Annotated in this window: 29 protein-coding genes, 4 tRNA genes and 1 pseudogene; 31 read left to right on the top strand and 3 right to left on the bottom strand. The window is 39.9% G+C overall.

Annotated features, from left to right (window positions below):
* The first annotated feature begins 76 nt into the window (after window positions 1-76).
* The 16 genes from rsxA (at window position 77) to C228_RS0102675 (ending at window position 13,604) form a co-directional block, all read left to right on the top strand.
* On the top strand, window positions 77-658 hold the full coding sequence (gene rsxA / locus C228_RS0102750) for an electron transport complex subunit RsxA (protein ID WP_026313163.1): 582 nt from the start codon (window positions 77-79) through the stop codon (window positions 656-658).
* Window positions 658-1,278, top strand: a complete 621-nt coding sequence (gene rsxB / locus C228_RS0102745; RefSeq protein WP_018651175.1) for an electron transport complex subunit RsxB — start codon at window positions 658-660, stop codon at window positions 1,276-1,278. The genes rsxA and rsxB overlap by 1 nt, the downstream gene beginning before the upstream one ends.
* Window positions 1,271-3,298 (top strand): electron transport complex subunit RsxC, encoded by a 2,028-nt coding sequence (gene rsxC / locus C228_RS0102740; protein ID WP_018651174.1) that lies wholly within the window; start codon window positions 1,271-1,273, stop codon window positions 3,296-3,298. Before rsxB ends, rsxC begins: the two co-directional genes overlap by 8 nt.
* Entirely contained in the window at window positions 3,291-3,935 is a 645-nt protein-coding gene (locus tag C228_RS0102735) for a trimeric intracellular cation channel family protein (RefSeq protein WP_018651173.1), read from the top strand. Before rsxC ends, C228_RS0102735 begins: the two co-directional genes overlap by 8 nt.
* Window positions 3,936-3,954: 19 nt before the next feature.
* Window positions 3,955-5,001 (top strand): electron transport complex subunit RsxD, encoded by a 1,047-nt coding sequence (gene rsxD / locus C228_RS0102730; RefSeq protein WP_018651172.1) that lies wholly within the window; start codon window positions 3,955-3,957, stop codon window positions 4,999-5,001.
* A complete protein-coding gene (gene rsxG, locus C228_RS0102725) occupies window positions 5,001-5,633 on the top strand; it encodes an electron transport complex subunit RsxG (RefSeq protein WP_018651171.1) in 633 nt (210 codons plus the stop codon). Before rsxD ends, rsxG begins: the two co-directional genes overlap by 1 nt.
* A gap of 11 nt (window positions 5,634-5,644) precedes the next feature.
* Entirely contained in the window at window positions 5,645-6,331 is a 687-nt protein-coding gene (locus tag C228_RS0102720) for an electron transport complex subunit E (protein WP_018651170.1), read from the top strand.
* An 8-nt stretch (window positions 6,332-6,339) separates the two neighbouring features.
* On the top strand, window positions 6,340-7,296 hold the full coding sequence (gene lpxM, locus C228_RS0102715; RefSeq protein WP_018651169.1) for a lauroyl-Kdo(2)-lipid IV(A) myristoyltransferase: 957 nt from the start codon (window positions 6,340-6,342) through the stop codon (window positions 7,294-7,296).
* Between the two features lie 456 nt (window positions 7,297-7,752).
* Complete coding sequence (gene srlA / locus C228_RS0102710; protein ID WP_018651168.1) at window positions 7,753-8,307, top strand: PTS glucitol/sorbitol transporter subunit IIC; 555 nt, start codon at window positions 7,753-7,755, stop codon at window positions 8,305-8,307.
* Window positions 8,308-8,360: 53 nt separating this feature from the next.
* On the top strand, window positions 8,361-9,368 hold the full coding sequence (gene srlE / locus C228_RS0102705) for a PTS glucitol/sorbitol transporter subunit IIB (RefSeq protein WP_018651167.1): 1,008 nt from the start codon (window positions 8,361-8,363) through the stop codon (window positions 9,366-9,368).
* 91 nt (window positions 9,369-9,459) lie between these two features.
* The gene (gene srlB, locus C228_RS0102700) at window positions 9,460-9,825 is read left to right on the top strand and encodes a PTS glucitol/sorbitol transporter subunit IIA (RefSeq protein WP_018651166.1); all 366 of its coding nucleotides are present in this window, start codon (window positions 9,460-9,462) and stop codon (window positions 9,823-9,825) included.
* A 44-nt stretch (window positions 9,826-9,869) separates the two neighbouring features.
* Window positions 9,870-10,658, top strand: coding sequence for a sorbitol-6-phosphate dehydrogenase (gene srlD, locus C228_RS0102695; RefSeq protein ID WP_018651165.1), 789 nt, complete (start codon window positions 9,870-9,872; stop codon window positions 10,656-10,658).
* An 80-nt stretch (window positions 10,659-10,738) separates the two neighbouring features.
* Window positions 10,739-11,113 (top strand): transcriptional regulator GutM, encoded by a 375-nt coding sequence (gene gutM, locus C228_RS0102690; RefSeq protein WP_018651164.1) that lies wholly within the window; start codon window positions 10,739-10,741, stop codon window positions 11,111-11,113.
* A gap of 69 nt (window positions 11,114-11,182) precedes the next feature.
* On the top strand, window positions 11,183-11,833 hold the full coding sequence (locus tag C228_RS0102685; RefSeq protein WP_018651163.1) for an HAD family hydrolase: 651 nt from the start codon (window positions 11,183-11,185) through the stop codon (window positions 11,831-11,833).
* Window positions 11,834-11,870: 37 nt separating this feature from the next.
* The gene (srlR, locus tag C228_RS0102680; protein ID WP_018651162.1) at window positions 11,871-12,659 is read left to right on the top strand and encodes a glucitol operon DNA-binding transcriptional repressor SrlR; all 789 of its coding nucleotides are present in this window, start codon (window positions 11,871-11,873) and stop codon (window positions 12,657-12,659) included.
* A 9-nt stretch (window positions 12,660-12,668) separates the two neighbouring features.
* The gene (locus C228_RS0102675; protein WP_018651161.1) at window positions 12,669-13,604 is read left to right on the top strand and encodes a KpsF/GutQ family sugar-phosphate isomerase; all 936 of its coding nucleotides are present in this window, start codon (window positions 12,669-12,671) and stop codon (window positions 13,602-13,604) included.
* Between the two features lie 45 nt (window positions 13,605-13,649).
* Here the strand turns inward: C228_RS0102675 and C228_RS0102670 are convergent, their stop codons facing one another.
* The 3 genes from C228_RS0102670 to C228_RS0102660 form a co-directional block, all read right to left on the bottom strand.
* Window positions 13,650-14,102 (bottom strand): DUF302 domain-containing protein, encoded by a 453-nt coding sequence (locus tag C228_RS0102670; protein WP_018651160.1) that lies wholly within the window; start codon window positions 14,100-14,102, stop codon window positions 13,650-13,652.
* Window positions 14,103-14,175: 73 nt separating this feature from the next.
* Window positions 14,176-14,766, bottom strand: a complete 591-nt coding sequence (locus tag C228_RS0102665; RefSeq protein ID WP_026313162.1) for an anthranilate synthase component II — start codon at window positions 14,764-14,766, stop codon at window positions 14,176-14,178.
* A complete protein-coding gene (locus C228_RS0102660; protein WP_018651158.1) occupies window positions 14,738-16,372 on the bottom strand; it encodes a DNA recombination protein RmuC in 1,635 nt (544 codons plus the stop codon). The genes C228_RS0102665 and C228_RS0102660 overlap by 29 nt, the downstream gene beginning before the upstream one ends.
* A gap of 134 nt (window positions 16,373-16,506) precedes the next feature.
* Between C228_RS0102660 and C228_RS0102655 the strand changes: the two genes are divergently transcribed.
* From C228_RS0102655 to C228_RS15130, 15 genes and pseudogenes are all read left to right on the top strand, one after another.
* Window positions 16,507-17,475: an aminodeoxychorismate synthase component I gene (locus tag C228_RS0102655; protein ID WP_018651157.1), complete on the top strand. Its 969-nt coding sequence runs from the start codon at window positions 16,507-16,509 to the stop codon at window positions 17,473-17,475.
* Window positions 17,453-18,058 (top strand): aminotransferase class IV family protein, encoded by a 606-nt coding sequence (locus tag C228_RS0102650; RefSeq protein ID WP_018651156.1) that lies wholly within the window; start codon window positions 17,453-17,455, stop codon window positions 18,056-18,058. Before C228_RS0102655 ends, C228_RS0102650 begins: the two co-directional genes overlap by 23 nt.
* A gap of 113 nt (window positions 18,059-18,171) precedes the next feature.
* Window positions 18,172-19,302, top strand: a complete 1,131-nt coding sequence (gene recA, locus C228_RS0102645; RefSeq protein WP_018651155.1) for a recombinase RecA — start codon at window positions 18,172-18,174, stop codon at window positions 19,300-19,302.
* Between the two features lie 64 nt (window positions 19,303-19,366).
* On the top strand, window positions 19,367-19,822 hold the full coding sequence (recX, locus tag C228_RS0102640; protein WP_026313160.1) for a recombination regulator RecX: 456 nt from the start codon (window positions 19,367-19,369) through the stop codon (window positions 19,820-19,822).
* Window positions 19,815-20,120, top strand: coding sequence for a N(4)-acetylcytidine aminohydrolase (gene yqfB, locus C228_RS0102635; protein ID WP_026313159.1), 306 nt, complete (start codon window positions 19,815-19,817; stop codon window positions 20,118-20,120). Before recX ends, yqfB begins: the two co-directional genes overlap by 8 nt.
* The gene (locus C228_RS0102630; RefSeq protein WP_018651152.1) at window positions 20,120-20,653 is read left to right on the top strand and encodes a DNA topoisomerase family protein; all 534 of its coding nucleotides are present in this window, start codon (window positions 20,120-20,122) and stop codon (window positions 20,651-20,653) included. Before yqfB ends, C228_RS0102630 begins: the two co-directional genes overlap by 1 nt.
* Window positions 20,646-21,200 (top strand): L-threonylcarbamoyladenylate synthase type 1 TsaC, encoded by a 555-nt coding sequence (gene tsaC, locus C228_RS0102625; protein ID WP_018651151.1) that lies wholly within the window; start codon window positions 20,646-20,648, stop codon window positions 21,198-21,200. The genes C228_RS0102630 and tsaC overlap by 8 nt, the downstream gene beginning before the upstream one ends.
* Before the next feature lie 5 nt (window positions 21,201-21,205).
* Entirely contained in the window at window positions 21,206-22,030 is an 825-nt protein-coding gene (gene aroE / locus C228_RS0102620) for a shikimate dehydrogenase (RefSeq protein ID WP_018651150.1), read from the top strand.
* 177 nt (window positions 22,031-22,207) lie between these two features.
* A tRNA-Met gene (locus tag C228_RS0102615) sits at window positions 22,208-22,284 on the top strand.
* 4 nt (window positions 22,285-22,288) lie between these two features.
* Window positions 22,289-22,373 (top strand) — tRNA-Leu (locus tag C228_RS0102610).
* A gap of 26 nt (window positions 22,374-22,399) precedes the next feature.
* Window positions 22,400-22,474 (top strand) — tRNA-Gln (locus tag C228_RS0102605).
* 46 nt (window positions 22,475-22,520) lie between these two features.
* Window positions 22,521-22,595: transfer RNA gene (locus C228_RS0102600), tRNA-Gln, on the top strand.
* 137 nt (window positions 22,596-22,732) lie between these two features.
* Window positions 22,733-22,984 carry a ubiquinone biosynthesis accessory factor UbiK gene (ubiK, locus tag C228_RS0102595; protein WP_018651149.1) on the top strand — a complete coding sequence of 84 codons (252 nt, stop codon included), beginning with the start codon at window positions 22,733-22,735 and terminating at the stop codon, window positions 22,982-22,984.
* 38 nt (window positions 22,985-23,022) lie between these two features.
* Window positions 23,023-24,663, top strand: a complete 1,641-nt coding sequence (gene pgi, locus C228_RS0102590; RefSeq protein WP_018651148.1) for a glucose-6-phosphate isomerase — start codon at window positions 23,023-23,025, stop codon at window positions 24,661-24,663.
* 18 nt (window positions 24,664-24,681) lie between these two features.
* Window positions 24,682-25,137: pseudogene (locus tag C228_RS15130) on the top strand (hypothetical protein); the annotation flags it as partial.

Raw genomic sequence — 25,137 nt, 5'->3', positions numbered from 1 at the left:
GCTGTTTTTTGCAGAATTTGGCGTAGAATCAATCGCTTGTTTTATATTTAATTAAACCTTTCTTTTTGTGGACTCTATGCTCAATTATATATTGTTAGTTATCAGTACTGCTTTAATAAACAACTTTGTCCTAGTGAAATTCCTAGGACTTTGTCCATTTATGGGCGTGTCGAAAAAAGTAGAAACTGCGATTGGTATGGGAATGGCTACAACTTTTGTTTTAACGGTGGCATCGTTATCGGCTTATTTAGTTGAGACGTTCATTTTAGTACCGCTTGAAGCACAATTTTTACGTACTTTAGTCTTTATCTTAGTGATTGCCGTTATTGTGCAATTAACGGAAATGATCGTTCATAAAACCAGCCCGATTCTTTATCGCTTACTTGGGATCTATTTACCTCTGATTACCACCAACTGTGCAGTGCTGGGTGTTGCATTATTGAATGTAAATTTAGCGAATAACTTGGTTGAATCCGTTCTATATGGTTTTGGAGCGGCAGCTGGATTTTCGCTTGTCTTAGTGCTTTTTGCTGCATTGCGTGAGCGCCTTGTTGCGGCGGATGTGCCGCGTCCATTCCAAGGTGCTTCAATTGCTTTAATCACTGCCGGATTAATGTCTCTTGCCTTTATGGGCTTTACAGGATTGGTGAAAATCTAATGTTAGACTTACCAATTATTACCTACATCTTAATTGCCATTGCCGTAATTGCCTTAGTGTTTGGGGCGGTATTAGGCTATTCATCAATTAAACTCAAAGTTGAATCGGATCCGATTGTTGACCAAATTGACGCATTGTTGCCTCAGAGTCAATGCGGTCAGTGTGGTTACCCCGGCTGTAAGCCTTATGCGGAAGCGATTGCCAACGGTGACCAAATCACTAAATGTGTACCCGGCGGTCAGCTGTTAGTGGTGAAAATCGCTGATCTAATGGGCGTTGAAGTGCCAACAATGGATGGGGCGGAAGAGCCGGAAGTAAAGGTTGCATTTGTGCATGAAGATATGTGTATCGGCTGTACTAAGTGTATCCAAGCTTGTCCGGTGGATGCGATTATCGGCACAAATAAAGCGATGCACACCATTATTGCGGACTTATGTACTGGTTGCGAGTTATGCGTAGCGCCTTGCCCGACCAATTGTATTGAAATGATTAAAGTGAAGCCGACCGTACGTTCTTGGAATTGGCAGTTTGATGAGAATCTGATTATCCCTATTGTAAATACTACGGAGTTGCAGAAAAAAATGATTATCGGAACTGAAAAAGGAAGAAAAAATGCCTAATCCTAATTTAGTTCTTGAACGTATTCGCCAAACCAAACAAACCGGTAAGTTGTGGACATACCCGGGTGGTATTCACCCGATGGAGAATAAAAAGCAATCGAATCAAAAGCCGATTCGCAGCCTACATTTACCGAAGTTTTTCTATGTACCTGTGGTTCAACACTCGGGCTGGGCTGGCGAATTAATAGTCAATGTTGGCGATAAAGTTTTAAAAGGTCAAGCATTAACCAAAGGCGACAACTTTCGTCAATTGCCGGTGCATAGTCCGACATCCGGTATGATACTCGGGATTGAGCCGCACGTGTCATCACACCCGTCGGGACTACCGGAAGTTACGGTAATTATTGAAACGGACGGTAAAGACGAATGGGTAGAACGCCAGCCGATTGATGATTTCTTAACATTGACAAGCGATCAAATTATCCAAAAAGTTTACCAATATGGCATTGCCGGATTGGGTGGAGCGGTGTTCCCTACCGCGTCTAAATTAAGCTTAGCGGATAAGCGTTGTAACTTATTAATTATTAACGGTGCGGAATGTGAACCTTACATCACTTGCGATGATCGCTTGATGCAAGATTACACCGCTGAATTGATCGAAGGTATCCGCATTTTACGTTATGTATTACGTCCAAAGGAGGTGATACTAGCGATTGAAGATAACAAACCGAAAGCGATTAAAGCGATCCAAAAAGCGCTAAAAGGTTCGGATGATATTCATGTTCAACCGATTCCGACCAAATATCCTTCCGGTGCATCGGATCAACTGGTGCAAGTCTTAACTGGTTTAGAAATTCCGCAAGGTAAACGTACCATCGAAATGGGTATTGTGATGCACAATGTCGGTACGGCATTTGCGGTTAAACGTGCGGTTATGGACGATGAACCACTGATTGAACGTGTAGTGACGCTGACCGGTGATAAAATTCGCAATAAAGGCAATGTGTGGGCAAGACTTGGTACACCGATTCAGCATTTATTGGAACAAGTGGATTACCAAGCGGATAGCCGTTTTCCGGTCTTTTTAGGCGGGCCGATGACTGGTTTTATTCTGCAATCGTTACAAGCGCCGATTACCAAAACCGCAAACTGTATTATTGCACCGGATCATTTTGAATATGCACCGCCGGAGCCGGAGCGTAGCTGTATTCGCTGCTCAAGTTGTTCAGATGCTTGTCCGGTCGGATTATTGCCGCAACAACTTTATTGGTTTGCTCGTTCGGATGATCACGATAAATCGAAAGAATATCATTTAGACGCTTGTATCGAATGTGGCGTTTGCGCTTATGTTTGCCCGAGCTATATTCCGTTGATTCAATATTTCCGCCAAGAAAAAGCCAAAATAGCGGAGATCGAGGAAAAAGCGAAAAAAGCGGAAGAAGCGAAAATTCGTTTTGAAGCTAGAGAAGCTCGCTTACAAAAAGAAAAAGATGCTCGAACTGCACGTATCGCACAAGCAGCGGATAAACGCCGAGAAGAAATTGCAAGTTCTGCTGGAGAGGATCCGGTGGCAGCCGCACTTGCACGTATCAAAGCGAAAAAAGCGGAAGCACAAACTGTAGAACCGGTGCAAGTTAAAGCAAACGGCGAGCCGGATAATAGCGAATTAATGGCGCAACGCAGAGCAAGACGCTTGGCAAAACAAGCGGAAGCGGTAACGGAGGCAAGTGAAAATCTATCGGTCAATTCGGTACAAAGGGTTGAAGAAACGGATCCTAAGAAAGCTGCAGTAGCAGCGGCATTAGCACGTGCAAGAGCGAAGAAAGCTGCTCAAGCACCGGAACAAGCGGTCGAAAATACCGAAAAAGCTGCAACTGCCACAGAGGCGGAAGATCCACGTAAAGCAGTGGTCGCAGCAGCGCTAGCTAGAGCAAAAGCGAAAAAAGCGGCACAAGCGGTCGAAAATACCGAAAAAGTTGCAACTGCCACAGAGGCGGAAGACCCACGTAAAGCAGCAGTTGCAGCTGCAATTGCCAGAGCAAGAGCGAAAAAAATGAGTCAGGGAATACAAAATGACTAATTTATTCGACAACTTATTACCTGCACAGCCGTGGTCGTTCTTATTCATTCAGGATTTAATCGGCACTATCGTGTTTGCCGTATCAGGCGCAATGGCGGCTCGTCAGCATAAAATGGATATTTTTGGAATGTTCATTTTGGCATTTGTGACCGGTGTCGGTGGCGGTACGCTGCGTGATGTGATGATCGGCAGTACCCCCGTTTTTTGGATGAAACAACCGATCTATGCATTGATGATTACTCTTGCGGTAATTATTACTGCTGTTTTTAGGGATAAAATCAATAAGAAAGAATGGCAAACGGGACTGCTAATTTTTGATGCGATTGGCTTGGGCGTTTTTACCGTTATTGGTGTACAGAAAGGTTTGGATTTCGGTTTGCATCCATTGATTGCCATAGCATTAGGCGGAATAACCGGCTGTTTCGGCGGTATGATTCGAGATATTTTACGTAACGAAGTGCCGATTGTGTTACAAAAAGAAGTGTATGTCACGGCAAGTTTGGTTGGCGGCGTGATTTTTCTGTTGTTCTATTCAGCCAGTGTAGAAAGCCGTTGGGTGGATATTGCTACGGTTAGTACTGTGATTCTAATACGTTTGTTAGCGATTCGATTTAATCTACATTTACCGAGAATTTAAGCGAGAAAGGAATGATTTGATGTTTAAAATGGTGAGTTCTCCCCATACCCATTCGTCTAATTTAACGGCGAAATTTATGTTGTGGGTAATGGTTGCAATGTTACCGGCATTGGGTGTGCAATGGTATTTCTTCGGCTATGGTGTGTTTATTCAGGTGGTTATTTCGATGTCACTGGCGGTCGTGATTGAAATCGCACTTGCAAAATTACGTCAAAAACCGACCGTTTTCTATCTTTCTGATTTGAGCGGCTTGTTAACGGCACTGATTTTAGCGATGTCGATTCCGCCTTATACACCTTATTGGATCGTAGTGATTGGTGTGAGCGTCGCTCTATTACTGGCAAAGCATGTATATGGCGGTTTAGGGCAGAATTTATTTAACCCTGCAATGGTCGCTTATGCGTTATTATTGGTTTCTTTTCCGGTGCAAATGACCGGCTGGCTGGTGCCTATCGATTTATTAAATGAACCGCCGACATTAAGCGACGCAATTTCATTAGTTTTTTCTGGGGTAACTAGTGATGGCTTTAGTGTACATCAATTGTTGGGGAGTGTAGACGGTATCGCACAAGCGACACCGCTCGACAGTGCAAAAACCAGTATGCAGAAATTAGGGGTTGAAGGTGTATTACAATCGCCTATTTTTAGCGGCTTGTTCGCAAATGGTTGGTGGCAAATTAATTTGACGTTTCTTGCCGGCGGTTTGTTGCTAATTTATAAACGCATTATTCACTGGCAAATTCCTGTCTCGATGTTAGCAATGTTTGCTTTATTAAGCGGACTAACCGATTTATTGTTACCGCATACACACTTAAATGTGATTAGCCAGCTTTTCAGCGGTGCAATGATGTTTGGTGCTTTCTTCATTGCAACAGATCCGGTAACCGCTTCTATTACACCTCGAGGTAAATTGATTTTCGGCGGCTTAATCGGTTTATTTGTGTATTTAATCCGTTATTACGGCAATTATCCGGATGCGGTAGCGTTTTCGGTGCTACTGGCAAATATCTGCGTACCGTTAATTGATCACTACACTCAACCGAGATTATATGGAAGCAGAAGATAATGAATACCTCAAAAATTACCGTTAAGTATGCGTTATTATTAGGCGCAATTGCGTTTATTTGTACAGCTGTTTCGACTGGTGTTTATGTACTCACCAAAGGGCGTATTGATGAGGTGACCACTGCTCAGCAACGCCAATTTTTACAAGAAGTTGTACCGGCAACCTATTTCGATAATGATTTGCTTGGTTCTTGTAAAATGGTGGATTTGCCGAACGTTCCTTATTTAAACCGTATTTATATTGCAAAAAAATCGGAAAATTTGACCGCTTATGCTATTCAGGCAACGGCACCGGATGGTTATTCAGGCAATATTGTTTTGCTGATGGGGATTCAACCGGACGGCAAAGTGCTAGGAGTAAGAACGTTAGAACATAAAGAAACGCCGGGGTTGGGTGATAAGATTGAAACACGTGTTTCAGATTGGATTTTGTCCTTTAGCGGCAGGTTATTTAGCCTAGAAAATGAATCGTTATGGGCGGTAAAAAAAGACGGCGGTCAGTTTGATCAATTTACCGGCGCGACCATTACTCCCCGTGCAGTGGTGAATAATGTGCGCCAAAGTGCAAAATGGATCGTAACTGAACTGGCTAAATCTCCCGAACAATTAGAAACTTTTGCAAGTTGTAAATAAGAAATAATCATATGAATACTGAGAATCAAATTCCGGTGACGGAAATCGATACCACCGCGTCGGCGGAACCGTCAATTTGGCGTAATTTGCTTGCTGAAGGTGTGTGGAAAAATAACGGTGCTTTAGTGCAGCTGTTAGGGCTTTGTCCGTTATTGGCGGTCTCAAATAATGTTACTAATGCACTCGGATTAGGGCTTGCAACATTATTAGTGTTGGTTTGCACCAATAGCACAGTATCGCTGTTTCGTAAATTTACTCCGCATGATATTCGTATTCCCATTTATGTGATGGTGATTGCGACCGTGGTAACAGCAGTACAATTATTAATGAATGCTTTTGCTTATCCGGTTTATCAATCTCTCGGGATTTTTATTCCGCTGATTGTGACTAACTGTATTGTCATCGGACGAGCGGAAGCTTTTGCGTCTAAAAACTCGGTTTCACATTCTGCCTTTGACGGTTTTGCAATGGGACTCGGGATGACGTTAAGCCTTGTGGCATTAGGCGCTATGCGTGAAGTTATCGGCAACGGTACTTTATTTGACGGTTTAGATTTATTACTGGGCGATTGGGCAAAATCTTTACGCATTGATGTGTTACACTTAGACTCTGGTTTATTACTAGCAATTTTACCTCCCGGTGCATTTATTGGGCTTGGGGTAATTTTGGCGGTGAAGAATTTAATTGATAAGAAATAGAGAACCTAATGACAGATCGAATTACAGCCCGAGAGGGGTATGAACATAAATTTTTAACGGAATTTTTGTATCCGAAGTATTGGGGCGTATGGCTTGGTGTCTTTGTACTGGTTGTTTTGGCTTATGTACCTGCTCGTATGCGTGATAAATTAGGTGTATGGATTGGTCGAATCGTTGCAAATTATTTAAAACGTAAAGGCAAAAAACAGTATCATCGTGCTGATGTGAATTTACGCTATTGCTTTCCTGAGTGGTCGGAACAAAAACGTGCGGAAGTGATTGAGAAAATGTTTATTACCGTTTCTCAAACAATGCTGGCAATCGGCGAAACAGCATTGCGTTCAACCGCATATTTACAAAAACGCTGTGAATTTAACGGCTTTGAATATGTGAGAGAAGCTCGAGAAAAAGGCAAAAATGTGATTTTGCTTGTGCCACATACGTGGTCAATTGATGCTGCCGGTGTGGCGATGTACACCCATGGATTTCCGATGACTTCAATGTATAATCCGCATCGAAATGCACTTGTTGATTGGCTTTGGAATATTGCCCGTGAGCGATTTGGCGGCAAAATGCATACTCGCCAAAACGGTATTAAGAAATTCTTAAATGATGTGCGTAAAGGTGATGTCGGTTATTTCTTACCGGATGAAGATTACGGTGAAGATCTTAGCGTTTATGCCGATTTCTTTGCGACGGAAAAAGCGACTTTACCGGGGTTGAATAAAATGGCAAAAGTGGCGAATGCGGTCGTGATTCCGATGTTTCCGATTTACAATGCGGAAAAGGGCATATATCAAATGGAAATTTTGCCGGCATTAGAATTCTCCGGCGATCTGGTGCAATCCGCACGAGAAATGAATAAAGTGATTGAGTATTTCGTGACAAAAAATCCGGAGCAATACGTGTGGATTTTACGTTTACTGAAAACTCGCCGAAACGGTGAGGATATTTATAAGCGTTAGCCGATTACTTATTTTGTTTTAGATACAAACAAGCGGTCAAATTTCGCAATTTTTTTGCAAGGTTTGACCGCTTGTCATTTCTTTAGAAGAATCCTTCTTTCAAAAACTTGTCTAGTAATTTTTATCAAATCTAATCTTTCTCTCATCTTTACTCCTCATACAACAGCTAGATATTTCTTTCTGTAATTAGTTATTTTCATTTTTTTATATCTTTTTCATTCTGAATACTTTTGGAATTAATTATTGCCTTATATAGCATTTTTCTATCAATTTTTGTGTTTGAAATGATTTTATAGAATTTTGTTTCATTTTGTGCTTTGTTTTATTTTATTTTGATAAATTATTTTCTGTTTTGTGAGATTGATCACATTTTATTTTGAAAAATAAATGTATTATTTGCTCCGTTCCAGATTTGGAATGAAATAGATTCTTTTATTTTAAATATTGGAGGTCTTTATGATCGAAGCAATTACCCATGGTGCAGAGTGGTTTATCGGCTTGTTCCAGAAAGGGGGAGAAACACTTGTCGGAATGATGACTGGCATTTTACCGCTGCTCATTTCACTATTAGTTGTAATGAACGCTTTAATTAAATTTGTTGGGCAGGAACGAATCGAACGTCTTGCACAACGCAGTGCGGGTAACCCGATTTCCCGCTATTTAATTTTACCGGTGATAGGGACTTTCGTGTTCTGTAACCCAATGACATTAAGCTTAGGTCGTTTTCTGCCAGAACGTTATAAACCAAGTTATTACGCAGTGGCTTCTTATAGTTGCCATTCAATGAATGGCTTATTTCCACATATTAACCCCGGAGAATTGTTTGTTTATTTAGGTATTGCAAACGGTTTAACAACATTAAGTTTACCGCTTGGTCCGTTAGCAATTAGTTATTTGTTAGTGGGAATGTTTACTAATTTCTTCCGTGGTTGGATTACTGACTTTACCACTGCATTTTTTGAGAAACGGATGGGGATTACCTTAGATCGTACGGTGAATTTATCACACTAATCCATTGTTAAAGATAAATTTTCAAAATGAAAATTTTATAAAAGGAACTGATTATGAGTAACAAAGCAATTTATATCGAAAAAGGTAATGGTGGTTGGGGAGGTCCTTTAACTCTCCCTGTGGTGGAAGGAAAAAAAGTGTTGTATATGACCGGCGGTTCTCGTCCGGCGATTGTAAATAAACTTGTGGAATTAACTGGTTGGGAAGCGGTGGACGGTTTTAAAGACGGCGAGCCGCCAGCAGAAGAAATTGGTATCGCAATTATTGACTGCGGTGGCGTATTACGCTGTGGCTTATATCCAAAACGTCATATTCCGACTATTAATATTCATGCTACGGGGAAATCAGGTCCTTTAGCTGAATTTATTGTAGAGGATATTTATGTTTCCGCTGTGAAAGAAAACAACATTTATTTAGTTGACGCTGATGATTCATTATCTGCTGAACTTGAAACCTCGAAATCTGAAGCAGCAAAAGCTGAAACAAGTGGTGCGAAAGAATACGATTCAACGAAAAAAATCACCGAGCAAAGTGATGGTTTACTCGCCAAAATCGGGATGGGAATGGGAGCAGTTGCTGCACTGTTTTTCCAAGCGGGGCGAGATACGATCGATACGGTATTAAAAACAATATTACCATTTATGGCGTTTGTGTCCGCTTTGATTGGGATCATCATTGCATCAGGTTTAGGAGACTTTATTGCACAGGGCTTAACCCCGTTAGCAAATAGTCCGATTGGTTTGGTCACTCTGGCTTTAATTTGTTCGTTCCCTCTACTTTCGCCGTTCTTAGGGCCGGGAGCTGTTATTGCTCAGGTTATCGGTGTATTAGTCGGTACGCAAATTGGTTTAGGCAACATTCCGCCTCATTTAGCTCTACCAGCATTATTTGCCATTAACGCACAAGCTGCCTGTGATTTTATCCCGGTCGGGCTTTCAATGGCTGAAGCAAAACAAGATACCGTCCGTGTCGGTGTGCCATCAGTATTAGTGAGTCGCTTCTTAACAGGCGCTCCGACAGTATTACTTGCTTGGGCGGTATCAGCGTTCATTTATCACTAGAGATTAGGCTAGCGGTTAGATTTGCAAAAAATTTAACAAAATAGACCGCTTGTTTCCATAAAACGGTTAAAAAAACGAAGAGGAATTTCAGATGACGATTATTTATCAAACAACATTTACCAAAATTGGTGATTTTGCTCGTGATGCTGTAGCGGAAAATATGCTGATTACCTTCAAGCAAGGCGCTCCTGCCGATTTAGAAGATTACTGTTTTATTCATAGTCATAATGCATTATCGGAGAATTTACGGGTGGGCGATATTGCTGAGTTTGATGGTGTTGCTTATCCGATTACCGCTGTTGGCGATGTCGCATCAGATAATCTTGATGCACTTGGACACGTTACTTTCCGTTTTGATGGCGCTAACGTTGCAGAATATCCCGGAACGATTCATCTTACGGGCGAAATACCTAAAAATTTAGCAGTTAATTCAACTTTAGTTATTAAACGTGCATAAGCACAAATCAAGATTTCAAATTAAAAATTTAGAGGATACAAATTATGAGTAGCGTAAAAAAAGTAGCTGTGGTTGTTGGCGGCGGTCAAACATTAGGTGCATTTTTATCTGAAGGTTTAGCGGATGTGGGTTACCGTGTGGTGGTTGCGGATTTAAATGGTGAGAACGCACAAAATGTAGCGAACGTGATTAATGCGAAACAAGGAGTGGGTAATGCAATTGGTGTACAAGTCGATGCAACCAATGAAGTGAGTGTTGAGGCTTTGGCTAAAGTAACGGATGACGCATTCGGTCGTACCGATGTGCTAGTGTATAGTGCCGGTACGGCAAAAGCTTCTCCAATTTGGGATTTTGATATTAAAGATTTCGATCTTTCAGTCAAAGTAAATTTAACGGGCTATTTCTTAAGTGCGAAACATTTCTCTCGCTTGATGATTCGTGATGGTATTAAAGGTCGCATTATCCAAATTAACTCAAAATCAGGTAAAGTGGGTAGCAAATATAACTCAGGTTATAGTGCGGCAAAATTTGGTGGCGTGGGTTTAACTCAGTCGCTTGCTTTAGATTTAGCGGATAAAGGTATTACCGTTCATTCGTTAATGTTAGGCAATCTGCTTAAATCACCGATGTTCCAATCTCTTATTCCACAATATGCGAAAAAATTAGGGATTCCAGAAAGTGAAGTTGAGCAAGTTTATATTGACAAAGTACCACTAAAACGTGGTTGTGATTACCAAGATGTATTGAATGTGTTGAAATTCTATGCGAGTGAAGAAGCATCATACTGCACCGGTCAATCAATTAATATTACTGGTGGTCAGGTAATGTTTTAACCAATAAGCGGTTGGACTTTACCCATTTTTTGTAAAGTTTTGTTAAAATCCGACCGCTTACTTTTTTAAAGGAAATAAAGATGGATTCAACCACAGCACTGATAACCCTTGCAATCGCAATGTGGCTGTTACAAATTTTTTTAGGGTGGCGACAAGTGAATGCGTTTAATCAAGCATTTATGGAAATTAGCCGCAAAGGTAAAATCACTGTCGGTAGAAATAGTGGTCGATTTAACCCTAAATCTGTAGTAGTGCTTGCTTTTGATGATGATAAAAAAGTGATTGATAGCCTTTGTATGAAAGGCTTTTCTATTTTTGCTCGTCCACAAAAATTAGTCGAAGTAATCGGATTGCATTTAGATGAAATTGTGCCTGAAAAGGTATTTCCAACTGACAAGCGTTCACAATTTGCCTTAAAGATAGCACTTTCAACATCGTATAGCGGTTCAAAATAAATGAAATTTTGCAAAAGTTTTCATTTTGAAACAGAATTAAACGTGGGATAATAGCGAGGATTTATTGGTATGAATATTACAAGCGTCATTTTTGATATGGACGGCGTGATGATTGATTCTGAACCACAATGGACAGAAGCACAAATCATCGAGCTGGCGAAATATGGTGTCACGATTACCGAACAAGATTGTGAAAAATACACTCGGGGGACTCGAGTTGATCAGCTTGCAGATATTTGGATACAACGTTTTAATTTGAAAGTTGAAAACACAGTATTGGTAGAAGCGATTTTAGACCGTATTTGTTATGCAATAGCCCAAGAAGGTACTGCAATGGAAGGGCTTTATGAGCTACTGGATTATTTAAAATCGAAAAATTTGCGTTTAGCCGTAGCAACGTCCTCACCAAATCGAGTGATTCAAGCCGTATTTGAGCGTTTAAATATTGCAAATTATTTTGAAATTCAATGTACAGCTTTCGATGAGGAATATGGTAAACCGCACCCAGCAGTTTATCTTCGAGCAGTAGAAAAATTAGGTGTTCCAAAACACGAATGCTTAGTGATTGAAGACACAGTAACGGGACTGATTGCTGCTAAAGCGGCAAGCCTAACAACGTTACTCGTCAATCCGAATTATCAACAAGAGCGTTTTGCCATTGCTGACGGATGTTTTAGCTCGTTACTTGATGTGGTTGAGTATTTAAAGCAACTTGAATAAAAATGTATCAAAATGACCGCTTGTTTGGGAGATAAAAATGAAACCCTATGAAAGACGACAACAAATTTTAACCTATTTAGCCTCAAATGGTCGCACAGATGTTGATGTATTATCAGATTATTTTCAGCTGACAGGGGCGACAATTCGCAAAGACTTAACTGCGCTTGAAAACCAAGGTAAAGTGTTACGCACTTACGGCAGTGTGGTATTAGTGAGCGAAGAACACGTTGAAAATAAACAAGCGGAAGATCGTGATGATAAGCCTTTAGTGCAAAAGACCGAAATTAATTTGGTGAAAAAGCAGTTAATTGGCAAAAAAGCCGTGAGTTTAATTAATGAAGGCGATTCTATTATTTTTGATGCAGGAAGTACGGTTTTACAATTAATTCCTCACTTGACGCATCTGACCAATTTGTCAATTATGACGAATTGTTTAACCATCTTCCGTGAAATTGTAAAGCTGAACAAATCCTATAATTTATTGATTTCCGGCGGTTCTTACCGTGAAAAATCAGAATCGTTTCACGGCTATTTTGCGGAATTGGCATTCAAAAGCTCAACTTTTGATACATTGTTTATTGGTACTGATGGTTTTGATTTGGATGTTGGTTTAACAACATTTAATGAAGTATATAAAGTCAGTTCTTTAATGTGTGATGCGGCAAAAAAAGTGGTCGTGCTAGCCGATTCCAGCAAATTTGGACGTAAGAGCCCGAATATTGTTTGTGGTCTAGATAAGATTCATACGATTATTACTGATAGCAATTTACCCGAGGAAATGCGAGAGCAGATTCGAGCAAAAAATATTGAATTGTTAATAGTTTAAGAGGATTTTATGAATTACTTAGAGAGTGCGAAACAAACCCTTGGTAATTATTGCTATGAAATTGACCGCTTGCAACAGCACTTATCGGATGAATTTAATGATGCGATTAAGTTGATACTAAATTGTGAAGGACGTGTTGTTGTCACAGGAATTGGTAAATCAGGGCTAGTGGGACAGAAAATAGTGGCAACACTCGCTTCAACCGGTACGCCAAGTTTTTTCTTACATCCAACGGAAGCATTTCACGGCGATTTAGGAATGCTAAAGCCGATTGATGTTGTTATTTTGATTTCTAACAGCGGTGAAACGGATGATGTCAATAATCTGATTCCAAGTCTGAAAAACTTTGGTAATAAGATTATTGCAATGATTGGAAATCCTCTTTCTACGTTAGGTAAGCACGCAGATGTAATTCTTGATATCAATGTAGAGCGTGAGGCTTGCCCAAACAATTTAGCGCCCACAAGCTCAGCTATCGTTACAATGGCATTGGGCGATGCATTGGCAATCGCTTTGATCAACGCACGAGATTTTAAATCTGAGGATTTTGCTCGTTTTCATCCGGGTGGTAGTCTTGGACGTAAGTTGCTGAATCGTGTGCGTGATGTGATGAATAGCCAGCTTCCAATAGCGACATTAGACACCCCGTTTTCCGATTGTTTATCTATAATGAATGAAGGCAGAATGGGTATTGCGGTGATTATGCAGCATAATAAATTAGAAGGCATTATTACCGATGGCGATATTCGCCGAGCGTTAGCAAAATTTGGTGCGGAAACACTGCATAAAACAGCTGGTGAACTGATGACTAGTGATCCGAAAACGGTGGATGAAAATCTGTTTATCGCCAAAGCGGAAGAATTGATGAAAGCACAACATATTCATTCATTGATAGCAATAAACAAAGAAGGTAAGCCGACAGGTTTGGTTGAATTTTCAAGTTAAAAAAATAAGGCAAACGTATGTTTGCCTTATTTTTTAGATAAATCATTATTTTGTTACGGTGGCTTCAATCAATTTTTCTGCTTTGGCTAAGCTGTTTTCAACCGATGGGTATGACGTATTTGAATGGGCTACAACTTGTTCCGCACGATTTAACATCACTTCAACTTCTCCTGTTTTCGGCTCCGTTACTAACACTTTTAAAGGTAACTGTAATGCTAAGCTTGGATCTTTCACCATCAGCGGTGTTCCGGCTTTTGGTGTGCCGTAAATAATCACGGTTGCCGGTTGCATTTCAAGACCGGCAGCTTTTGCCGCTGCTTGGTGATCGATTTTTGCAAAGACCATCATGCCTTTGTCTTTAAATGTCTCTTCTAAGGTTTCTACTGTTTGCTGAAAGCTAAATTTACTTTTAAACACCGCAGGTTTCAGGTCTGTTTCTGCATTCGCATAACCGGCAGCTAATAATAAAGACGTAAGTAGTAAAGCTTTTAATTTCATTGGATTGTCCTCAGTTAAAATAAGCTAATATTAGACTGCAATCTATTATCTCTCTTACATCAAAATTTCACTGTTATGCATTTAGCCAATTTCGTAGCATTTGCTCACCGTATTCGGTAATAAAAGATTCAGGGTGGAATTGCACGCCGTAAATCGGCAAATGTTGGTGTTTAAATGCCATTAAGATATCTTGATCACAAACTGCTGTAGCAACAAGCGGTGTATTTTCCAATGATTTTTGCGAAATAGCCCACGAATGATATAAACCAATATTAAAACGCTCGGGTAAACCGTTAAAAATCGGGTTGTCGCTAATTTGAATTAAAGGGCGTTGTTGCCCGTGTCTGACTTCATTCAAATTGTATAGCTCACCACCAAAAAATTTACACAGCGTCTGATGACCTAAACAGACGCCTAAAATCGATTTAGTTTGCTGAAAACGTTCCAACATTGCAAAAGTTTGCGGATAAGCTCTCGGTACATCCGGGCCGGGTGAAATCAGAATATGGCTAAAGTTTTCCACCTCATCAAGCACTAATTGTTCTACTAAAACCACTTTCACCGGCACGCCGATTTTACGTAACAGATCAACCAGATTGAAAGTAAACGAATCGTGGTTATCGATAATTAATAAATTAGTGGCTTTCATCATTGTTTGCTTCATTACTATCTTCAATCTTTTCTGCAATTAATGTGAGTTTATTGGTATCAAAATCATTGGTGAGCATTTCAACCGCTGGCATCGTTTGGCTAGCTTTAGCAGAAAGCTGTTGGAAACGTTCTACTTTACCAACTAAGCCTTGGCGACCAACCAATGAGGTAACGGTCTGATTATATTGGTTATTTACCGTATTCAGCGTATTGCCCAATTTCGCTAAACGGTCGGCTACGGTACAAACTTGATTATAAATTTCGCCTGCTTTTTCGCTGATTTCGCGTGCTTCTGCATTACCTCGTTCAATGCGCCATAAATTTGCTACGGTGCGTAAAATCGGCATTAATGTAGTGTAAGAAACCAAAATTACATTGCGTTCATAACCGTAATTAAACAGCTGTGGATCGTGCTTCATCGCTTCAATATAGGCTGGCTCAATCGGCACGAACATTAATACGAAATCAGGGCTTTTCACCCCTTGCAAACTGCTGTAATTCTTTTTCGATAAGCCGTCAATGTGGGTACGGAGCGATTTACAATGTTCATCTAGGGCTTGAGCAATTGCAAAATTTTCTTCGGATCTGACCGCTTGATCATAAGCCAGTAATGACACTTTACTATCAATAATTAAGTGTTTTTGATCCGGTAAATGCACCACAAAATCAGGTGCAAAGCGTTTGCCTTCCTGATTTCGGAAACTTTCTTGAGCCACATAGTGTTCACCGGCTAATAGCCCTGCTGCCTGTAGTGCCGATTCAAGCTGTACTTCACCCCAATTACCTGCGATTTTATTGTTGCCTTTCAGTGCGTTGGTTAGGTTTTGTGCTTCTTCCGACATCGACACACCGATTTGTAGTACCCGTTTCAGTTCAGCTTCTAAACTTGCCGTGCCTTTCAGCGACTCGCTATGCACTTCATTTACCCGTTTTTGGAAGCCCTCGATTTGTTCTTTAAACGGTTTTAACAAGGCATCTAACGAAGATTGATTGCTGGCGGTAAAACTTTTGGCCTTTTCTTCCAAAATTTGCTGTGCCAAATGTTGAAACTCAACATTAAGCTGTTGTTTTACCTCAATAAAATTACGTTGTTGCGCTTCAAAATTCGCTTGTTTTTCTGAAAGTGAGGTTCGCAATTCGGTTAATTCATTTTGTGTTTGGCTAAGTTGGGCAACAAGCGATTGGTTTTCATGCTCTTTATGCGAAAGTAAATTTTGATTAAATTGTAATTGCTCTTCTAAACTTTCCGACTTGGCTTGGAATGCACCGATACGCTCTTTCAGCTCATTGATATAGCGTTCCAATTGCTGTTCTTGTTGTTCCGCTTCTTCAATTTTGCCGTGTAAGCGGTTAATTTGTGCCTCTTTTTCGTTGATTCGTTCAATACCGGCTTGGGCTTGGGTTTTATATTGAATTGCCCATTGTTCGATCTGATTTTTTTCAACGGAAAGTTGCTCAAGTTTTTGGTTAATTTGAGTGAGATCGGCTTGTGCTTTAGCCAAATCTTGCGAAAGTTCAAACGCATCACGTTGGTAGCGTGATTGCAGAAAAAACAGAAAAACAGCGATAACCAGTAACACGGCAATCGCCACATAAAACCATATTTCGTCAATAATCACAAAGGTAAACCTGAATCTAATAGAAAAATATACAGTATTATAGCAATCCGGCGAAAAATGAAAAGCGAAAGAACGTTGCTAAATTGGCGGAAATTCCCCTAGAATAACAGCAACATTTGTCACATTTTGAGTTTATGCAACATTTTATCCAAACCGCCAATCAACTCGGGCAACAGAAAAGCCCGTTTTTCTTTTTAATTGATTTTGAACAGCAAAAGCCAATTATTTGCCCATTAGAACAAACCGCTACAAGCGGTCTGTTTTTCGATTTTTTTTGCAAATCGAATGTTCAGCCGCAAAACGTTCGTAAACCGTTTGAATTTCAAATCAATCCCATTTCGTTTGAAACCTATCAGCAAGGTTTTGAGCTTGTTCAAAAGGAAATCCAAGCCGGTAACAGTTATTTATTGAATTTGACTTACCCGACTGAAATTCAGACCAATTACAGCTTAGAAGAGTTGTTTTTCGCTAGTTCGGCAAAATATAAATTGTGGTTGAAAGGGCAGTTTGTCTGTTTTTCGCCGGAAACGTTTGTGCGGATTCAACAAAATAAAATCTACTCTTATCCGATGAAAGGCACGATTAATGCGAATGAGTCGAATGCGGCGGAAAAGCTGATGCAATCGGACAAAGAATTTACTGAGCACAATACGATTGTAGATTTGATTCGCAATGATTTGGCGTTAGTTTCGCAGAATATTCAGGTGACGAAATATCGTTATTTAGAAAAAGTGAATACCTACCGTGGTGCGATTTATCAAACCAGTTCCGAAATTTGCGGCGAGCTAAACGAAAATTGGCAAGCGAGTATTGGATCACTGCTAGCGAAACTCTTGCCGGCAGGTTCAATTAGCGGTGCGCCGAAGGAGAAAACTGTAGAGATTATTCAACAGGCAGAAATTGGGCAACGAGGTTATTACACCGGTATTTTCGGTTATTTTGACGGTAAACATTTAGAAAGTGCGGTGGCGATTCGTTTTATTGAGCAAAACGGCGAACAATTTCTGTTTCGTAGTGGTGGCGGCATTACGGCGAAAAGCGTATTAAGTGATGAATATAACGAGCTGTTGGAGAAAGTTTATGTGCCGATTTCCATTGTTTGAAACGATTGCAATTATCAATGGCGAACCGCAAAATTTAGCTTATCATCAGCAACGCTTTGAAAGTGCGATGAAGCAATATTTTCATACACAACCGCAACAGCAATTAGCCGATGTGCTTTGTGTGCCGAATGAATTTCAGCAAGGAAGAGTTCGCTGCCGTATTGATTACAATGCGAGCGAGTTTCAGCAGCAATTTTTCCCTTATACACCACGTAAGATCAGTACTTTTCAATGTGTTTATGTCGAGGATTTGGATTACCGTTTTAAATATAGCGATCGCAAGCGGTTGGATTTGCTCAAAACTCTGCAAGCGGATGAAGTGATTATTATCAATAATGGCAAAGTGAGCGATTGTACGATCGGAAATTTGCTTTTTAGCAGAAAAGGGCTATGGTTCAGCTCGCAAGATTATCTATTAAAAGGTACGCAGTTAACCAAACTGGTTGAAGAGGGTATAGTTCAATTAGTGCAAATAACACCGCAAGATTTGCCTCAGTATGAACAAATTATGATGGTGAATGCGCTTAATCCTTTTGATTTACAGAGAGCTTTACCGATTTTGGCGATCAATTTTGTTAGATAGATCGAAAAACAGTAAAAAAATGCTTGAAACTGTATAAGTAAACACTATAATAATACACAGTTAATTGACGACAAGCGGTCGTTTTTTCAAAAAAGTTTGCAAAGGACAATACTATGGCAGCTGACAATAAAAAAGCGCAAAAGAATACAGTAACAAAACAAATCGATCCGGAACAAAAAGAAAAAGCATTAGCAGCTGCTCTTGCCCAAATTGAAAAACAATTTGGTAAAGGCTCTATCATGCGCTTAGGTGATACGCAAGCGCTTGATATTGAAGCGGTTTCAACCGGTTCAATCGGTTTAGATGCTGCGTTAGGTATCGGTGGTTTACCGATGGGACGTATCGTTGAGATCTATGGTCCGGAATCTTCAGGTAAAACAACGCTAACTTTATCGGTCATTGCGCAAGCACAAAAATCAGGTAAAACTTGTGCATTTATCGATGCGGAACACGCACTTGATCCGGTTTATGCACGCAAATTAGGCGTGGATACCGATGCATTATTGATTTCTCAGCCGGATAACGGTGAACAAGCGCTTGAGATTTGTGATGCGTTAGTTCGTTCCGGTGCGGTTGATGTGATTATTGTGGATTCGGTTGCTGCATTAACACCGAAAGCGGAAATTGAAGGTGATATGGGCGATTCTCATATGGGCTTACAAGCACGTTTAATGTCACAAGCATTACGTAAGTTAACCGCAAACATTAAGGCGACTAACTGTTTAGTGGTGTTTATCAACCAAATTCGTATGAAAATCGGTGTGATGTTCGGTAATCCGGAAACAACAACCGGCGGTAATGCACTTAAATTCTACGCTTCGGTTCGTTTAGATATTCGCCGTTCAGGCGTAGTAAAAGATGGCGATGAAGTGGTTGGTAGCGAAACGAAAGTGAAAATTGTGAAAAATAAAGTTGCACCGCCGTTCCGTGAAGTTCAATTCGACATTATGTATGGCGAAGGTATTTCACGTATGAATGAACTATTGATTCTGGCTGAAGCGAACGGCTTTATCCAAAAAGCTGGTGCATGGTTCTCATACGAAGGAACGAAAGTCGGTCAAGGTAAAAATAATGCAATCAAATGGTTAAAAGAGAACACAGAGATTGCAAACAAAATTGAACAAGAAATTCGTGAGTTACTCATTTCAACACCGGAAAAAACATCAGCAGGTGAACAAAATGTGCTAGATGCTGATGATGTGAATGACTTTGAAGACGAAGAGTTTAACGAAGAAGAACTATAGTAAAAAATGCGGTTTCTGCGAAGGTAGAAACCGCATTTGTTTTTTATATTGAATGATTTTAAGTATGGCTAACTACACGGCAATAAATTATCTGTTATATTTACTCTCCAAACGTGATTATAGTGAACAGGATTTACGACGAAAATTAGTTCAAAAGGAATATAATCAAGAGGAAATTGAACAGGCTATCGAACGAGCGCAAGCGAATAATTGGCAAAGCGATGAGCGCTATTGTGCCAGTTTTATTCGTTACCGTTCACAACAAGGAATTGGGCCTCGTCGTTTAAAACAAGAGTTGAAGCTCAAAGGGATTAAAGATTGGCTGATAAGCCAAGAATTGGATAATGCCGAGACTGATTGGTTTATACTTGCCGAGCAAATTTTTGAGAAAAAACGACCGCTTGTCTGGGATATCAAAGCTAAACAGAAAATGTGGCGTTTTATGCTTAGCAGAGGCTTTTATAATGATCACTTTAGCCATTTAATGGACATAGACTACAATGATGCAGAATATGAATAATATTACTTTTTTTAGCCGTTTCGAGGCTGATATTTTAGCCGGTAAGAAAACTATTACCATTCGAGATAAATCCGAATCTTATTTTCAACCTCAGCAAGAACTAAAGGTTTTTACTAATGAAACTAATCGTTTCTTTGCGCATATTCGAGTGATTTCCGTTACGCCAATTCATTTCGAGCAATTAAATGAACAGCATGCTAAACAAGAAAATATGTCGCTAGCAGAGCTGAAGCAAGTCATCAGAGATATTTATCCGAATGATAATGACTTTTTTGTGATTGAGTTTGAATTAATTTAATGAGTATTTTTAAATCAACGAAACAAGTAGAACTTTGTCCTGATTGTGGTTCTGCATTACAAATTAAGCGAGGGAAACAAGGTTTATTTTTAGGCTGTAGCGGTTATCCGCAATGTAACTATATAAAACCACTACATCAGACTAACCACGTAATTAAAGATTTAACGGAAATTTGTCCTGAATGTGGACATTTTTTGCAATTAAAACAGGGTAATTTTGGGATTTTTATTGGCTGCAGTCATTATCCAGAGTGCCATTTTACTGTACATGATGAGGCGGAAGAACAAGAAGAATTTGATTGCCCAGAGTGCAAAACGCATAAATTAGTGCCGCGAAAAGGACGCTCAGGCAAAACATTTTATGGCTGTAGCGGATTTCCTAGCTGTAAGTTTACTTTGGCAGCTAAACCTATAGCAAAAGCTTGTCCTCAGTGCCAGTGTTCAATCGTGACACTCAAAAAACAGCGTGGAAAATCAATGTATCTATGTGCGAATAAGTCATGCCAATATCTATTTAGTAAAGAAAATGAATAACTTAGAAAATATTGTTGAGCAATTAAAACAGAATAGAGTGGTTGCTTATCCTACTGAAGCAGTATTTGGTCTAGGTTGCAATCCTAATAATGAGTCAGCTGTGCGAGCTTTATTAAAATTAAAAAAACGCCCGGAAGAAAAAGGGCTTATTCTCATTGCTCCAACCAAAGATCTATTACTTCCTTATGTTGATGAGAGTAAGTTAACAGCAGTGCATTGGCAAATTTTTGAAACGCCTTCCGAGCAGGCGATTACTTGGGTGATGCCCGCTAAAAAGGGAGTGCCTCAATATTTGACCGGGCAATTTGATACGATTGCTGTACGCTTATGCCGTGTGTCGGCTGTTGTTGAGCTTTGTGAACGTATCGGATTTGCTCTAACTTCGACCAGTTGCAATTTAACCGGACAAGAACCATGCCGAACGGCAGAAGAAGTAAAATTACAATTCGGAACGGATTTTCCGGTATTAGAAGCTGATACGGGAGGGAAAACCAATCCTTCTGAAATTCGGGATATTTTTACACAACATATTTTTAGACAAGGATAATAAGCATGAATCATTATGCAGTATGGGGAAACCCGATTGCGCAAAGCAAATCTCCACAAATTCATCGATTATTTGCGGAACAGACAGGGCGTGATATTAGTTATATGGCTAAGTTAGGCGATGAGCAGCAATTTGAAATGCAACTTAAGCTGTTTTTTGCAGAGGGTGCTAAAGGTGCAAATATTACAGCGCCATTTAAAGAGCGTGCATTTAAATTAGCGGATGAGCATAGTGAAGGGTGTTTATTAGCTGAGGCGTGTAATACATTGAAGCAGTTGGATGACGGGCGTTTATATGCAGATAATACCGATGGCTTTGGGCTTTGCTCGGATTTGGAGCGTTTAGGTTGGCTAGAACCTAATCAACGTGTGCTTATCTTAGGTGCTGGCGGTGCGACTAAAGGTGTACTTTTTCCTCTTTTAAAAGCGAAACAGCAGATTACTATCTATAATCGAACCTTAGAGAAAGCGGTTCATTTAGCAGAAAAATTTGTAAAATATGGAAACATTCAGACCGCTTCACTAGAACAAATCGCTGAACAAGAGTTTGATTTGGTCATTAATGCAACATCATTAGGTTTACAAGGAAAATATGTACCTATTGCTGCTCGCCTTTTAAAAGGCGCTGCAGTTTATGATATGCAATATGCGCCTAATATGCAGACACCATTTTTAAATTATGCTCGTATTTGCGGCGCTCTACGTTATCAAGATGGGCTAGGAATGTTAGTTGGACAAGCTGCTTTTGCTTTTAAACTATGGGAAAATGAATTTCCTGATATAGACACAGCTCTCGTTAGGCTTAAATTTAAGATGAAAAATGCAAAGTAGCATTCTATAACTTATTATAAAATAAGCAGTTTTTAGTTGTTTTTATGACAAAGTGAGCAATGTGTAGCCAAATAATCAAATTTCTCCACTTTTCTTAAAAAAATGTTTGACGAAGCGGAATAAAATCAGCATAATACACCCCGTAAGCCGATGAGGTAAACGCAAAAAATGAAAAATGGCTACATAGCTCAGCTGGTTAGAGCACAACACTCATAATGTTGGGGTCGCAAGTTCGAATCTCGCTGTAGCCACCATTTTGCGGGAATGGCGAAATTGGTAGACGCACCAGATTTAGGTTCTGGCGCCGCAAGGTGTGTGGGTTCAAGTCCCTCTTCCCGCACCATTCATGGTCTTACAAAAAATTAGTGTTGGGGTATCGCCAAGCGGTAAGGCACCGGGTTTTGATCTCGGCATCCCTAGGTTCGAATCCTAGTACCCCAGCCATTTCATTTCGCATAATAAAGCTAACTAAATGTTAGTTTTTTTCTTTTGGGGTATCGCCAAGCGGTAAGGCACCGGGTTTTGATCTCGGCATCCCTAGGTTCGAATCCTAGTACCCCAGCCATCCTTCTTATTATCTAAAGCTTATCTTATTAATATTTGTTTTTTATTTTTGATTTATTCCTAATTATTCTTATTCTCTCCTTTAGATTTAGCCAAAAATTAATTAAAATTAAATGCTATTCTATAAGGAGAAAGTGAATGTTAAATCCAAAGAACCTTGAGTCCTTGGCTCAGCAACTCCATAATGCATTACCTCAGCCTTTAAAAAATGTCAGTAATGATCTTGAAGAAAAATTTAGACAAATTTTACAAGCCCAATTAGCTAAACTTGATATTGTGACCCGAGAAGAATTTGACGTTCAATCTCAAGTATTACTCCGTACACGTGAAAAGCTCAATGAATTAGAAAAACGTCTTGAAAAGCTTGAAAAACATCAATCAAAAGATTAATCCCATTTTTAATTTTAATTAGCAAAAGGACCTTTAATATGCAAAATATTAATCCAACGCAAACGGCAGCTTGGTCTGCTTTAGAACTGCATAAAGCAGATAACTTAACTATTCCTCAGCTATTTGCCGAAGATACAAATCGTTTTGATAAATATCACTTAAATTTTGAAGAGCAAATTCTTGTCGATTTTTCTAAAAATGCTATTAATCAAAAAACATTAGACTTATTACGTCAGTTAGCAAGTGAATGTGGCTTAGCTTCTGCGACTGAAGCTATGTTCTCTGGTCAAAAAATCAATCGTACCGAGAATCGTGCGGTACTGCATACGGCATTACGTAATCGTTCAAATACACCAGTAATAGTGGATGGCAAAGATGTGATGCCGGAAGTGAATGCTGTATTGGTCAAAATGAAAGATTTCTGTGAGCGTATTATTTCTGGAAGCTGGAAAGGCTATACTGGTGCAGCGATTACTGATGTGATTAATATCGGTATCGGTGGTTCGGATTTAGGTCCTTATATGGTAACCGAAGCGTTACGGCCATATAAAAATCATTTAAATATGCATTTTGTGTCGAATGTAGATGGTACGCATATTGCGGAAATACTGAAAAAAGTAAATCCTGAAACAACATTAGTCTTAGTTGCATCAAAAACTTTTACCACCCAAGAAACGATGACCAATGCGTTAACCGCACGTGAGTGGTTATTAGCGGCGGCAAAAGATGAAGCGGCAGTGGCAAAACATTTTGCGGCACTATCGACAAATGCGGCGGAAGTAGCGAAATTCGGTATTGATACGGCAAATATGTTTGAATTCTGGGATTGGGTAGGCGGTCGCTATTCTTTATGGTCTGCAATCGGTCTTTCTATTGCCTTGTCATTAGGCTTTGAGAACTTTGAAGCATTGCTTTCGGGCGCTCATGCAATGGATAACCATTTCCGTACTGCGCCGATTGAGCAAAATATCCCGACAACATTAGCGTTAATTGGTATTTGGAATAGTAATTTCCTTGGTGCGGAAACCGAAGCATTATTACCTTATGATCAATATTTACATCGCTTTGCGGCATATTTCCAGCAAGGTAATATGGAATCAAACGGTAAATTTGTCGGTCGTGACGGTAGTCCGGTAACACACCAAACCGGCCCAATTGTATGGGGTGAACCGGGTACTAACGGTCAGCACGCTTTTTATCAATTAATTCACCAAGGTACGAAACTGGTTCCTTGTGATTTTATTGCACCGGCACAAACACATAATCCGGTGGGCGATCACCATGCAAAACTATTATCTAACTTCTTTGCACAAACAGAAGCACTTGCGTTCGGTAAATCAAAAGAGACTGTTGAAGCGGAATTTGTGGCGGCAGGTAAGGACTTAGCAGACGTTGCGGACATCGTACCGTTTAAAGTATTTACCGGTAATAAACCGACAAACTCAATTTTAGTGCAAAAAATTACACCGTTCACTTTGGGAGCGCTGATTGCAATGTATGAACATAAGATCTTCGTACAAGGGGTAATTTTCAATATCTACAGTTTTGACCAATGGGGAGTAGAGTTAGGCAAACAATTAGCAAATCGTATCTTACCTGAGTTACAAAATGCGGAACAAATTACCAGCCACGACAGCTCTACTAACGGTTTAATTAACCAATTTAAAGCGTGGCGTTAAAAGATAAGCTTATAAAATATGATCTGCACCCTAAAAGTTGGACAAACCAACCAACTAATTAAAGGTGCAGATTTTGTTATGGGTAAACATTACACATCTTCTTTTAAGTTTCATGTCATTCAACATATTTTAGATAACCGTATGGGTGTTAGGGAAGTGGCAGATTATTTCTCCATCTCTTTGCATTCCTCTGTTGTTATGTGGTTGCAACGTTTTGAAAAATACGGTACCAATGGGCTTATTCGCCAACCTAACATTTTCGCTATTCATCAGGAAAATGATGGGCGAGATGGCTATTGGATGATTCGAGCTAAATTGCAAGCTGAAGGCATTTTCATAAGTGGTAAAATAGTGGGTGATGAAAAGCTCTATTTGTCTCCTATGATGGATTTGGCGAATAGAGAGATTATTGCCTATCATATTGGTCGTCGTCCTAATTTTGCTTTAGTGGCAAATATGCTGAAGAAAACGTTA

This window comes from Actinobacillus capsulatus DSM 19761, assembly GCF_000374285.1.
GTDB lineage: Bacteria > Pseudomonadota > Gammaproteobacteria > Enterobacterales > Pasteurellaceae > Actinobacillus > Actinobacillus capsulatus.
This window is presented reverse-complemented; position numbering and strand designations above follow the sequence as displayed.